Consider the following 13232-nt stretch of genomic DNA (forward strand, 5'->3'; position numbering starts at 1 on the left):
TTATAAGCAGATACATGGAGAAAGAAAAAATGAAATATAAATTCTAGGCGAAAATTTCACCGTTCCCGGAAAATAAATATTTCATTTTTTAGCCCCATGTAATGCGCAATTTTATTCAAGTTATATATATAGTAGTTCCTGATGGAACGTTATAATAAATCCATTTTGCATGTTTTGTTGCAAGTCTTACACAACCGTCTGTTAATTGCATACCTAAACGAGAATCTCTTATAGAACCATCTAGATTATATGGTATTGAATGAAATAAATAATTACCTTTTATTTGTGTATAATATAAGCATCTAAATCCACGAGCTTCACCAAAGGAATAACCTTTAGGTCCTGCATAAAAAGTGCCTTTTATTGTAGGGGAACTAGGCCTTCCCACAGTGCAAAGAAAGCTATTCTCTAATACCCAATAATGGGTATTTCCCTTAAATACATTAGTTTTGAAGTTTTTTGTATCAACCCATATAAAGTATTTAGTTTTACTAGAAAAATCACCTTCATTTATTTTTTTTAAAGCATCATCAGTATAAGATCTTGGTGTTTTTAAGGTGCTAGATACAAGTGTTAAATTTTGACGTGATGAATGATATAAGTTTCTAAATTTAGATATAAAATTCATAGTATTTAACTCCAATAAAGTTTTATAGTATATTTTACGATTATAGAAAATAAATGTTAAATGTAATAGTATTTATTTAAGGTGACCTCAATTGCAATATATATAATAGATGAAAAATATAAAAATATATTTATTATTTAGTAGATATGAGATTATAGAAACATATAATAGATTAATAGAATTTATTATGAACAAACTATGAAATCGTTTAAAAAACTTCTATGATAGTGTATAATTTTCTTATATGGGGGTGTGTTTATGCAAGTGATAAAAAAGGATGGTAGAATACAAAGTTTAGATATTATAAAAATAAGAAGTAGTATATTAGGTGCATCCATCGACAGCGATACAATTATAAATGAATCTGATCTAAAGGTATTGAGTACTAGAGTGTTAAAAGTATTACAAGGTATAAGAGGAGATGACGGAATTACATCAACTTATGAAATTTTTGCAATAATCATAGAAACTCTTAATAAGTATAGATTTAATGATATCGCAATGTCTTATTTAGGATATAAGAGTAAGGGTAAGAGTGATAGATAAAAATAGGTTGTAACTAATAATAGCAATTTTAGTTATTATTATGAGTTACAACCTATTTTTTTGAGAATAATATTATAGGAGGTGTAATAAATGAAAGTAATAAAAAAGGACGGAAGATTACAAGAATTAGATAAAAGTAAAATTGAACTAAGTATATTAAATTCAACAGAGGAAGAAATGCCATTGTTAAATGAGTCTGATGTAAAGATAATAGCAGAAGATGTGGTGAATTGTATTAAGGAATTTAGAGGAGAAGAGTATAATACATCTAGTTATGAAATAACAGGAGTAGTTATAAATATATTAGATAGGGATGGATTTGATGATGTAATTAGCTCCTATTTAGGATATAATAAGTAAAATTATGTGTTAAATATAGTATTCATTAAAGTTAAGTCAATTAAGATTATAAAATTTATATATAATACTATGATGCTATTAGTAAATTATATGTTATAATAAAACAGAATTTTATAGTAAGGAATGGTGGAGGAGTTTATGTATAAATTAATAGCAATTGATATGGATGGAACACTTCTTAAAGAAGATAAAACAGTTTCTGAAAGAACAAAGAATACTATAAAGGCAGCAAAAGAAAAAGGCGTTCAAGTTGTAATTGCAACAGGGAGACCAATTGATGGAGTAACAAGATATCTAGAAGAATTAGATATGTATAATGAAAATGATTGTGTTTTAACTTATAATGGTGGACTGGTTTTAAAAACTAAAAGTAGAGAAGTAATTTCTAAGATAGCCCTAACAGGTGCTGATTTACATTATTTACATAACTTAAGTAAGGAATTAGGCGTAAATATTCATGCATTTTCAGATGTACATGGATTAATAACTCCTAAGAATAGCAAATATACAGAAGTTGAAGCAAATATAAATGGAATAAAAATAAATATAAATGACTATTCAAATATTGAAGATGATCACTCTATAATTAAAGTGATGATGATTGATGAACCAGAAGTGCTACAAAAGGCAATAGATAAGTTACCGAAGGAAGTTTATGATAAGTATACTGTTGTTAGAAGTACACCATACTTTTTAGAGTTTTTAGATAAGTCTGTAAATAAGGGAACTGGTGTTAAATTATTAGCACAACATTTAGGAATAAAGCAAGAAGAGATAATGACTTTTGGTGATGCTGGAAATGATCTTGATATGATAGTATACGCTGGTATGGGTGTTGCAATGGAAAATGCATTTGAAGAGGTAAAAGAAGCTGCAAATTATATTACTGATTCTAATGAAAATGATGGAGTTGCGAAAGCTATAGAAAAGTTTGTACTTAACTAATATAATAAAATATTCTAATAAAATAGAAGTCTGACTATGTCAGACTTCTATTTTATTATTCACATACATTTATAAAATTAAAATTCTTAACATCAAATAATCCTTTATCTGTAATTTTTATATCTGGTATTACTGGCAATGATAAAAATGATAGAGTTAAAAATGGATTAAAAGTAATATCAGGAGCAATTATTTTTAATGCATCATGTAATTTGTTTAAATCGGAAATAACATGATTAGAATGTCTAGCTGTTATTATTCCACCTATCTCTAAAGATACAGAAGCTAAAACTTTACTATCCTTAATAATAACTATTCCACCATTTATATTTTTTAATTCTTCTATAGCAAATAGCATATCAGAATCATTAGTGCCACAAACAATTAAATTATGAGAATCATGAGCTATAGTTGTAGCAATGGCTCCAGCCTTAATATTTAGTCCCTTTAAAACACCAAGACCAACATTTCCAGTGTGTTTATGACGCTCTATAACTGCAATTTTTAATAAGTCATCATTAGTTGTTAAACTAACAAATTCATCATTAAGATTTAGTGTAGAGATATCAAGTTTTAAGTGATTACTTTCTAATTTATTTGGTATTAATTCTATAACATTTAGTGTTGATTTATTTTTTATATCTATTTTAAGAATATCTTTTGTAAGTGGAGGTATATTAATAGAAGTTGATAAAGTCGGACATAGATTATAGTTTTTTGTATCATCTATAAGTCTATTATTGGCTACTACTAATTTACCATTTTTATAAACAGAATTAATTTTAAAGTCTTCTAGGCTATCAAGAATAATAAAATCAGCAATATATGAAGGAGCTATAGCACCTTTGTTTTTTAGCTTATAACATTCAGCAGCATTTAAGGTAGCCATTTGAATTGCAATTTCAGGTGCTAACCCACCTTTAATGCATATTTTAATAGAAGTATCTATACTACCATTTTTAGCTAAATCATCAATATGTTTATCATCTGTACATAAGCAAAGACGTCTACTATTAAATATGGAAGCACCCTTAATTAAATCATTTAAGTTTTTAGCAACAGTACCTTCTCTCATTAATACATATATTCCCCGTCTAACTCTATCAATTAATTGTTCATAAGTAGCACATTCATGATCAGTTTTTATATTTGCTGTAGAATATACATTTATAGAGTGTGTATTTAAACCAGCACCATGACCATCTATAATTGAGTTATTAGAAATTGCATCATAAAGTTTGTTTATCATATCATCATTACAATTTGAAACAGAAGGATAATCCATAACTTCAGCTAGTCCTAAAACTTTAGAATTAGAATAAAAGTCTTTTAAATCTGAACTAGTTAATGTTGCACCAGAATTTTCAAATGGCGTAGATGGAACGCAGGATGGAAGCATAAAATAAAAATCAAAAGGTATATTTTTAGCAGAATCAATCATAAATTTGATTCCAGATTGTCCTAAAACATTTGCTATTTCATGAGGATCTGCAATTAATGAAGTTACTCCATGTAATAGAGCTGTTTTATAATATTCATTTGGGGTAAGCATAGACGATTCTATATGAGCATGAGAATCAATTAATCCTGGGCAAATAAATTTTCCAGTACCATCAATTTCTATATTACCACAATAATCTCCAAGGCCAACGATGAATCCATTTTTTATAGCAACATCGCAAATAAATGAAGAGCATTGAAATACATCAACGACAGAAATGTTTTTTACAACTAAATCACAGGGAACTTGTTTATTAGCTGCCTTAATATTATCCATAAGAATCTTTTTATTCATTTGATTAATCCACCTTTATAAAAATACTGCATTAACCTTCGTGGATTTTACTTCATAGTTATATCATTTACGGTGATATAGTAGAGACGCCTAAACCATATTTTTAAGCTTATACGAAGGTTATTTTTATAAATGATTTTTACTGTCAAAGAAAATTAGTGGAAATTAAAAATCAACAAAGATTAATATTAATAATAAATATTCTAAATTTGTAAAAAATATGATTTAATATTGGTGTAAGGAGGGGGAGGCTATGCCAATAAAAATTCCAAAAGATTTACCTGCATTTAAGGTTCTATCTGATGAAAATATATTTGTAATGAATAATGAAAGGGCAGTAAATCAAGATATAAGACCACTAAAAATAGCAATATTAAATTTAATGCCTAAAAAGATTCAGACAGAAAATCAATTACTTAGATACTTATCTAATACTCCACTTCAAGTGGAAATTAAGCTTTTGCAAACTGAAAGTTATAAATCTAAACACACATCTCTTGAACATATGGAAAAGTTCTATAGCTGTTTTAAGGATATAAAAAATGAAAAATTTGATGGATTAGTAATAACAGGGGCACCAGTTGAGCAATTAGAATTTGAAGATGTTAAGTATTGGGATGAGTTAAAGGAAATAATGGAATGGAGTAAAAGTAACGTGTATTCAACTCTTCATATTTGTTGGGGAGCTCAAGCTGGGTTGAATTATCATTATGGAATTCCAAAATATCAATTAGAGAAAAAAAAGTTTGGGGTATTTACACATTTTATAAATGATAGAACTGCAGATCTTACAAGAGGTTTGGATGATGTTTTTTATGCACCACACTCTAGACATACTGAAGTAAGAAGAGAAGATATAGAAAAAATTGAAGAGCTAGATATATTATCAGAATCTGAAGAGGCAGGAGTATTTATTGTTGCTAATAAAAGTAGAAGACAGATTTTTATATCAGGACATTTAGAATATGAAAGAAATACTCTCAGTGATGAGTATTTTAGAGATGCTAGTAAGGGATTAGATATAGAAATTCCTAAAAATTATTTTCCTAATAATGACCCAAGTTTAGAACCGATAGTTACATGGAGAGGAAGTGCAAATGTAGTTTTTAGTAATTGGCTTAATTATTGTGTATATCAAAATACTCCATATAATTTAGAAGAGTTATAGATAAAATGGTTATTAAATTGGTTGATTAATGATAAGTTAAAAAATCAATTTAGTAACCTTTTTATTATAAAAGGTTCTATATGGGGAGTTTTAAAAGCATATATTATATTAAATTTCAAGACCTGTTTTTTAAAATTTAATGTAGTATAATGAAAAATGTTGTAAAGAAGAATTAATAAAAAATCAAATAAGGATAATATAGGAAATTGAATAAAATATAAAGAAAATTAAAGTGCTTGTAAGAAATATACAGTAAATTCCTTTAAAATACGCAAAACTATATATTGTGTTTAAAAGAAAAAGATAGTACAATATGTTGTGTATTTAAGGTTGATGGTATTAATATAAGCACTATTTTTTTTGTAAATTTTTCATAATTTATATTACATAATATAAATTAAAATAGGTATTATTTTAAAGAAAAAGAGTTGAAAAAAGATAGATTTGAAAGTTTATTTAACATAATAGACTCTAGGACATTATGAAAATAAATATCGATTAGTGTATAATTAGCCTTTGAATTAATAACTTATTTTATTTAATAGTGATTATTTAAAATATACTGAAGTTTAGGGAGTGGTATTAATTGAAAGTAATTAAAAGGGACGGAAGTACAGTAGAGTTCGATAAAAGTAAAATAAGAGAAGCTATAACTAAGTCTATGAAAAATGGTAGTGGAATACTTCTAGCTGATATTGCAAGATTAATAGCAAATGATGCTGAAAAGTATTTTAGCAAACAAGATGAAATAGCAACTATTTATAAAATAGAAAGCTATGTATATGATAGATTAGTTCACTACGGACAAGCCGAAACTGCAAGAGCGTATGAAGGTTACAGAGCTGTACAGGAATTTAAGAGAAATACTAATACTACTGATGATAGCATATTAGAGTTACTAAGCAAGAGAAATGAAGATGTAATGAAGGAAAATTCAAACAAGAATCCTGTAGTATCTGCAACTCAAAGAGATTTAATTGCAGGGGAAGTGTCTAAGGATATTGCTAGAAGAAAACTTATTCCAGCTCATATAGTTCAAGCACATGATGAAGGAGCAATTCATTGGCATGATATGGATTATACTATATCGCCTATGTTTAACTGTTGCTTAATAAACTTAGAAGATATGTTTACTAACGGAACAGTAATAAATGAAAAATTAGTTGAAGAGCCTAAGAGTTTTGGAACAGCATGTACAGTAGCAACACAAATAATTGCCCAAGTTTCATCTAATCAATATGGTGGTCAAAGTATTACTATTAAGCATTTAGCTAAATACCTTAAGGTAACAGAAGATAAAGCATTTAAGCACTATATGGAAATGCTTAAGGATGAAGAACTTGCTACTAAGTTAGCTAAAGACATTAAGATGAAAGAACTTAAAGATGGAGTTCAAACTATAAGATATCAATTATCTACGTTACAAACTACAAATGGACAGGCACCATTTTCCACAATTTACCTAGAAATAGAAGAAGGTAATCCATATGAAGAAGAAATGGCAATGATCAGTGAGGAAATGATAAGACAAAGACTTGAAGGAATGAAAAACTATAAAGGTCAAGAAATTGGAGAAGCATTCCCTAAGTTAGTTTACTTACTTGATGAGCATAATTGTCTTGAAGGTGGTAAATATGATTATATAACTAAGCTTGCAGCTAAATGTACAGCTAAGAGATTAGTACCAGATTATCAAAGTGCTAAGATAATGAGAGAAAATTATGAAGGGAATACTTTCCCACCAATGGGTTGTAGGTCACACTTAAGTCCTTGGAAGGATGCAGAAGGAAATTACAAATTTTATGGTAGATTTAATCAAGGAGTTGTATCGTTAAATTTACCACAAATAGCTATAATAGCTGATAAAGATATGGAAATGTTCTGGGAAATGCTAGATCAAAGATTAGAACTTTGTAAAAATGCATTATTAACTAGACATAGAATGTTACTTGGAGTAACTTCAGATTCAAGTCCGATACATTGGCAACATGGAGCAATAGCAAGACTTAAGAAAGGTGAAAAGATAGATGAGTTATTAAAGAATGGATACTCAACTCTTTCACTTGGATATGTTGGTATAGCAGAAATGGTTCAAGCAATGTTAGGAGTAACTCATACTTCAGAAGAAGGAGAAAAGTTTGCTTTAGAAGTAATGAATCATATGAAAGATAAATGTGATGAGTGGAAAAAGGAAACAGGCCTTGGATTTGGACTTTATGGAACTCCAGCAGAAAGTTTAATTTATAGATTCTGTAGAATAGATAAAGCAAGATTTGGAGAAATTCAAAATGTAACTGATAGATTATATTATACAAATTCATATCATGTACATGTCTGTGAGGAAATTGATGCATTTAGTAAGCTAAAATTTGAATCACAATTCCATAGCATTAGTAATGGTGGATGTATTTCTTATATTGAAGTACCTGATATGAATAAAAATGTTGAAGCAGTTGAAGATATAATTAACTTTATATATCACAATATTCAATATGCTGAAATTAACACTAAATCTGATGTTTGTTATAAATGTGGATTTAATGGAGAAATGCAATTAGATAAGGAAAGCTTAACTTGGCACTGCCCATCATGTGGAAATGATGATGAAAGTGAATTACAAGTTATGAGAAGAACCTGTGGGTTAACTATATAGGCTCACATAAAATTACCGAAACTGCGGGAAACTCCTTAGAGCTTAATACTACCAATCTATTTAAGAAATTAAATAGTGGCTAAGAGTAATTGCTTAGGTATGGTAAAAAGGTATTTTGATTGGACAATCCGCAACCAAGATCCTAAGTCTATAGATAAGGATAAGGCTCAACGACTATAATGGTAATGCATGTATTAGTTATGCAAAGGTATAGTCTACTCCGACCTTTAATTAGGTGTTAAAGTATTGGGAAACCAACGGTATTAAGGATATAGGAAGTTCATACTGGAACAAAGGAAGAACAGCTGAAATTGGGGATAGAGTTCTTCATTTATAAAAAAATGAGAGGATTACCTCTCATTTTTTGTATAATAATTAATTGGAGGTATTTAGTGTGAAATATGCTAAAATTAGAAAATTAGATGTGACAAATGGACCTGGAGTGCGTACAACAATTTTTGTAAGTGGATGTACACATAATTGCGAAGGGTGTTTTAATAAAGAGCAACAAGATTTTAATTATGGAAATGACTTTACTAAAGAAACAGAGGATGAATTTATTGAGTTAACTAAAAGTAGACAAATAAAAGGGGTAAATATATTAGGTGGAGAGCCTATGCAACAAGTAATGGATGATACATTATTGAAGCTTTTAAAAAGAATAAAACTAGAAACCAATAAACCAATATGGTTATGGTCAGGTTATACTTTTGAAGAAATAATTAATAATTCTAAAAGAGCGGAAATGCTAAGAGAAGTAGATGTATTGATAGATGGAAAATTTGAAGCTGATAAAAGAGACATAATGCTTAAATATAGAGGATCATCTAATCAAAGAGTTATAGATGTAAAAAAATCATTAGAACAAGGTACTATAATTGAAATATTATAAAAATTTAATTAATAAAATTATCACAATAACAGTAATTAGGAGAATTTTTTTTCTATAATGTTATTGTGATTTTTTTAAATATATAAAAAATAGTGATTAAATATATTAAAAAAGATACAAATTAATTATACTAATAATATGGCAATTTTTATAAGGAAAGGAATAAAAGAATATGAGAAAGTTAAAAAGGTATATATTGGTTCTAATTGTAATAATGAGTATGACATTAATATTAATTGGGTGTGGTGAGGTAAAGGTAAGTACTGACACTTCTATTAATATAGATGGAACTAGTGATACAAAAATAAGTGTATATTATGATGATACTATAAATAAATTAGTAAATAATGATTTGTTATCAAAGGTTATTAATGAAGTTAAAGATGAGGTTTCAGATAAAGTACATTTTGGAGAAATAGTTAAATCAAAAGAAGGAAACTTAAATATAGAAGAAGTTAATATATTAACTGATAAAGTGAAAATTAATGAAGTATCTAATTTAAGTAGCGATTATTTTAGTATAATTGAAGACAAAGATAAGGGAATTTTCACTAATGAATACAGAATAACACTTAAACTTAATGAGAGTGTAATAGATATTATTAGTGATTATATAAATAGCAATATAAATAATAATATTGGATTAGACTTAGGAGCTTTAATAAATAGAAATATAGGAAATTTAATAGGTAATATTCCAGTAGATGTATCAATATCTATGCCTGTTAAAATAGTAGATACAAATTCTAGTGAGGTAGTTAATAATGGTAAAACTATAAAGTACTCCTATACTATAAATGATTTAAATGAAAGTAACAGTATAGTGATAGGGTTTAAAGTTCCTAATATACAAAATATAGCAATTGCTCTAGGGTTAATTATTTTAATAATAGTAATTATTATTATTTACATTAAAAGAAGAAAAAAGTAAAAATTACTAATTAGAAGGATAGTTTTGAAAAAATATTCTAAGATATTTATAATATTTAATTAAGGCTTAGTATTACAGAAAATTATAAAAGGGGACTTAAAAACTGATTTCTATATTTAGATGAAATCAGTTTTTAATTTATTAATTTTTTTAAATTTAAATATTTAAAATTTACAGTGCAACATAAATCTTTTAATAATAAATATATGGTAAAATAATATTTATAGTTATCTATATAGTAAGAAAACTATATTTTATTGTGAATTATAAAAAGAAAAAAGTACAATTAAATAAAATTAAATAAAAACACTTAAAAATAATAGAAAATGTAATAAAATGTAGAAGGTTGTATTAAATGAATTTCTACAATATTATATATATAGTATATAAATTAAAAAAAACTATATTAATCATTAAAAATTTTAATTATATAAAAGTAATGATTAAAGCTGTATTTAGTATTATAATGAAAAAGTTAAGGGAGGATACTTCCTTAATTTTTTTGTTAAGATAATTGAGAAAATATATAAAATCATATCTTAGAAGTGTGGTGATTAAGTGTTAGGTCTTATAGGAATAAGAAAAAATGTTGATATAAATATAAGAGAAAGGTTAGCAATTTCATTAAGTAAGCAGCCTAAGGCAGTAAAAGAATTAAATAAACTATATGAAGAAGTAGTAATAATAAGTACATGTAATAGAACTGAAATTTATATTTCAGGGTGTTTAGGAACTGAAAAAGAAATAAGAAGGATATTTGAAGTATTAGATTGGGATATTTCACTTTTAGAGTATACTTTTTATCTTCAAGGTATAAATGTAGCTAAACATTTATTAGAAGTAGTTTGTGGTTTTCATTCTAAGATATTAGGTGAAGATCAAATATTAGGCCAAGTAAAACTAGCATATGAATTAAGTTTAGAGCATAAAGCTATACATACAAAGCTTTTAAGGTTATTTGAAGAAGCAATAAGTTGTGGTAAAAAATTTAGAACAGAAAGTAAGTTATATGAGATACCAGTATCAGCATCATCTATTGCAGTAAATGAAGTTGAGGAATTTGGTGCAAGTAGTGTGATGGTATTAGGCTATGGAACAATAGGTAGTTTAGTAGTTAAATATGCATTAGGAAGTAAGTTTGAAAAAATATTTATTGTTGTAAGAAATAAAGATAAAGTACCAGATTTAAAAGATGACAGAGTTAATATCTTAGATTTTAATGAATATAGAGAAGTTATTAATGAGGTAGATGCAGTTATAAGTTGTACAGCAGCTCCTCATATTGTTATAAAAGATGATTATATAAATAAAGATGGAAGAAATATAATGCTAATAGACTTAGCGTTACCTAGGGATATTGATGAAACTTTATCTAAAAATAAAAGAGTAACTTTACTAGATATAGATACTATAAGTAAATTAGATGGAAATAATAAAAAATTAAGAAATGAAAAAATGAATGAATATAAATTTTTAGTTAATGAATATTTAAATGAATACAGAGATTGGTTAAATATTAGAGAAGTTACATATTATATACATGAAATGAAGAATACAGGAAATAGTGTTGTTGAAAGTAGAGCTAAGTCTTTTGAACACAAATGTAAAGATAAAAGAGATATTGACTTAGCAACAACTTTAATAAAAAGCACCTCAGATTACTATATAAATAGAGCTATAAAATTATTAAAGGAAGAAAAATTAAAAGGACGTGAAGAGGAATGCCTAAATATTCTAAAGCAAATCTTCATGGAGAATTAAGTTATGCACCTATAACACTTCTAGGGGAAAAGCTTAAAATAGGAGTAATAGGGGCAGGACGAGGTGCATTAATTAAAGTAAGAAACTTCTATAACAAAGGTAGTAAAATAGAAGTTTTAGCATTGGATTTTTTAGAAGATTTTTATAAATTTAATGGGGATAAAGTAAAGCTAATAAAGGGAAATTATAATAAGGAGTTTATATTAGATAAGCATTTAATAATAATTGCAATTGATGATGAGAATGTAATTAGTAAGATAAAAGATGATTGTGAAGAATTATATAAAATTTATATAAATTCATCAAAATTTAGGGATGGAATGGGGGTAGTACCTGTTACAAGAGAAAGTAAGTTTATTACTGTAGCAGTTAATACTAAAGTTGGAAATCCTAGAGGATCAGTAATGGTTGCAGAATCTATTACTAAGTCTTTGCAAGGGTTTGATGAATATATAAAATTAACAGGAGAAATAAGAAATTCTCTATTTTTAGATAAAGAAATTAAGGAGGATTTATTAAAATTTATAAATTCTAGTGATTGTAAGTTCTTTTATGATAAAAATAAAATTTTTGAAGTGTTTAAATTATTTTATGATGAAGATATAGTTAGTAAGATAAAATCCTTAAGGAAGGAAGAGTAGTATATATGGAATTAATTTTAGCAACTAGAAAAAGTTTATTAGCTCAAACTCAGACTGAAACAGTTATGAAGCTATTAAAAAATAAAGTTAATATGGATAGTAAAAAGTTATTAGTGGTAACTGAGGGAGATAAGAGATTAGATGTAACATTAGATAAGATTGGCGGCAAGGGTCTATTTACAAAGGATATAGAGATAGCTTTACTAGAGGGCAAGGCACATGCGGCTGTACATTCAATGAAAGATGTTCCCTATGAAATGGGAGAAGAATTTGAATTAGTAGCAATGCCAGAGAGAGAAGATGTAAGAGATGTACTTGTCTGTCAAAATGGTGAAAAACTAAGTGATTTAAGAAAAGGAGCAATAATAGGAACAAGTAGTATAAGAAGAGCAGCTCAATTAAAGGCTCTAAGAAATGATATAAATATTGTTCCTATTAGAGGAAATGTTGGTACAAGGCTTGAAAAGATGAAAAGTGAAGGTATGGATGGAATTATATTAGCCGCTGCAGGGTTAAAAAGATTAGGTATGGATGACATAATTAGTGATTACTTAAATCCAGAAATATTTGTTCCAGCAGTATCTCAAGGAGCTTTAGGAATAGAATGTTTAAAAAACAGCGAATATAATAATTACTTTAAAAGTTTGGATGATAAAAATGTAAGAATTACTGTAGAAGCTGAAAGAAGTTTTATGAGAGAATTAAATGGTGGATGTCATAGTTTAATTGGAGCATATGCTAGACTTCAAGAAAATGATATATATATAATAGGGACTTATGAAGTTAATGGTATAATAGTTAAAAAGGATATCTTAGGAAATAAAGATGAATACGTTGAATTAGGGAAAAAGTTAGCTCAAAAGATAGTGAGAGCTTAAAAAAGCATATAACCAGTATGAAGAAGGTAGGCGT

At 27.2% G+C, this 13232-nt stretch carries 11 protein-coding genes, 1 pseudogene and 1 riboswitch; of the genes and pseudogenes, 10 read left to right on the forward strand and 2 right to left on the reverse strand.

Going from position 1 to position 13232, the window contains the following annotated elements:
* Positions 1–115 precede the first annotated feature (115 nt).
* Complete coding sequence (locus Q0G30_RS03060; RefSeq protein ID WP_294386348.1) at positions 116–628, reverse strand: L,D-transpeptidase; 513 nt, start codon at positions 626–628, stop codon at positions 116–118.
* Between the two features lie 258 nt (positions 629–886).
* On the opposite strand from Q0G30_RS03060, the gene Q0G30_RS03065 reads away from it, so the two are divergent.
* From Q0G30_RS03065 to yidA, 3 genes are all read left to right on the forward strand, one after another.
* Positions 887–1174, forward strand: coding sequence for an ATP cone domain-containing protein (locus Q0G30_RS03065; protein WP_294386350.1), 288 nt, complete (start codon positions 887–889; stop codon positions 1172–1174).
* Between the two features lie 90 nt (positions 1175–1264).
* The gene (locus Q0G30_RS03070) at positions 1265–1534 is read left to right on the forward strand and encodes an ATP cone domain-containing protein (protein ID WP_294386352.1); all 270 of its coding nucleotides are present in this window, start codon (positions 1265–1267) and stop codon (positions 1532–1534) included.
* 138 nt (positions 1535–1672) lie between these two features.
* A complete protein-coding gene (yidA, locus tag Q0G30_RS03075; RefSeq protein ID WP_294386354.1) occupies positions 1673–2479 on the forward strand; it encodes a sugar-phosphatase in 807 nt (268 codons plus the stop codon).
* A gap of 55 nt (positions 2480–2534) precedes the next feature.
* Here the strand turns inward: yidA and ade are convergent, their stop codons facing one another.
* Positions 2535–4274: an adenine deaminase gene (ade, locus tag Q0G30_RS03080; RefSeq protein WP_294386357.1), complete on the reverse strand. Its 1740-nt coding sequence runs from the start codon at positions 4272–4274 to the stop codon at positions 2535–2537.
* A 35-nt stretch (positions 4275–4309) separates the two neighbouring features.
* A riboswitch (purine riboswitch) is annotated at positions 4310–4411 on the reverse strand.
* 116 nt (positions 4412–4527) lie between these two features.
* On the opposite strand from ade, the gene metA reads away from it, so the two are divergent.
* The 7 genes and pseudogenes from metA (at position 4528) to hemC (ending at position 13198) form a co-directional block, all read left to right on the forward strand.
* Positions 4528–5442: a homoserine O-succinyltransferase gene (gene metA, locus Q0G30_RS03085; protein ID WP_294386359.1), complete on the forward strand. Its 915-nt coding sequence runs from the start codon at positions 4528–4530 to the stop codon at positions 5440–5442.
* A 586-nt stretch (positions 5443–6028) separates the two neighbouring features.
* Positions 6029–8178, forward strand: a pseudogene (gene nrdD, locus Q0G30_RS03090) (anaerobic ribonucleoside-triphosphate reductase).
* A gap of 311 nt (positions 8179–8489) precedes the next feature.
* Positions 8490–8987, forward strand: coding sequence for an anaerobic ribonucleoside-triphosphate reductase activating protein (gene nrdG / locus Q0G30_RS03095; protein ID WP_294386362.1), 498 nt, complete (start codon positions 8490–8492; stop codon positions 8985–8987).
* A 172-nt stretch (positions 8988–9159) separates the two neighbouring features.
* Positions 9160–9918, forward strand: a complete 759-nt coding sequence (locus Q0G30_RS03100) for a hypothetical protein (RefSeq protein ID WP_294386365.1) — start codon at positions 9160–9162, stop codon at positions 9916–9918.
* 558 nt (positions 9919–10476) lie between these two features.
* Positions 10477–11679, forward strand: coding sequence for a glutamyl-tRNA reductase (gene hemA / locus Q0G30_RS03105; RefSeq protein WP_294386368.1), 1203 nt, complete (start codon positions 10477–10479; stop codon positions 11677–11679).
* A complete protein-coding gene (locus tag Q0G30_RS03110) occupies positions 11640–12320 on the forward strand; it encodes an NAD(P)-dependent oxidoreductase (RefSeq protein WP_294386371.1) in 681 nt (226 codons plus the stop codon). Before hemA ends, Q0G30_RS03110 begins: the two co-directional genes overlap by 40 nt.
* A gap of 5 nt (positions 12321–12325) precedes the next feature.
* Positions 12326–13198: a hydroxymethylbilane synthase gene (gene hemC / locus Q0G30_RS03115; RefSeq protein ID WP_294386374.1), complete on the forward strand. Its 873-nt coding sequence runs from the start codon at positions 12326–12328 to the stop codon at positions 13196–13198.
* The last annotated feature ends 34 nt before the right edge of the window (positions 13199–13232 follow it).

The organism is uncultured Clostridium sp. (assembly GCF_934754925.1).
GTDB lineage: Bacteria > Bacillota > Clostridia > Clostridiales > Clostridiaceae > Clostridium.

What these genes read in the sequence shown, in the direction of transcription:
- hemC (WP_294386374.1), top strand. Translation starts at nt 12,326, where the DNA reads ATGGAATTAATTTTAGCAACTAGAAAAAGTTTATTAGCTCAAACTCAG.
- yidA (WP_294386354.1), top strand. Translation starts at nt 1,673, where the DNA reads ATGTATAAATTAATAGCAATTGATATGGATGGAACACTTCTTAAAGAA.
- Q0G30_RS03065 (WP_294386350.1), top strand. Translation starts at nt 887, where the DNA reads ATGCAAGTGATAAAAAAGGATGGTAGAATACAAAGTTTAGATATTATA.
- Q0G30_RS03060 (WP_294386348.1), bottom strand. Translation starts at nt 628, where the DNA reads ATGAATTTTATATCTAAATTTAGAAACTTATATCATTCATCACGTCAA.
- Q0G30_RS03110 (WP_294386371.1), top strand. Translation starts at nt 11,640, where the DNA reads ATGCCTAAATATTCTAAAGCAAATCTTCATGGAGAATTAAGTTATGCA.
- Q0G30_RS03100 (WP_294386365.1), top strand. Translation starts at nt 9,160, where the DNA reads ATGAGAAAGTTAAAAAGGTATATATTGGTTCTAATTGTAATAATGAGT.
- ade (WP_294386357.1), bottom strand. Translation starts at nt 4,274, where the DNA reads ATGAATAAAAAGATTCTTATGGATAATATTAAGGCAGCTAATAAACAA.
- Q0G30_RS03070 (WP_294386352.1), top strand. Translation starts at nt 1,265, where the DNA reads ATGAAAGTAATAAAAAAGGACGGAAGATTACAAGAATTAGATAAAAGT.
- metA (WP_294386359.1), top strand. Translation starts at nt 4,528, where the DNA reads ATGCCAATAAAAATTCCAAAAGATTTACCTGCATTTAAGGTTCTATCT.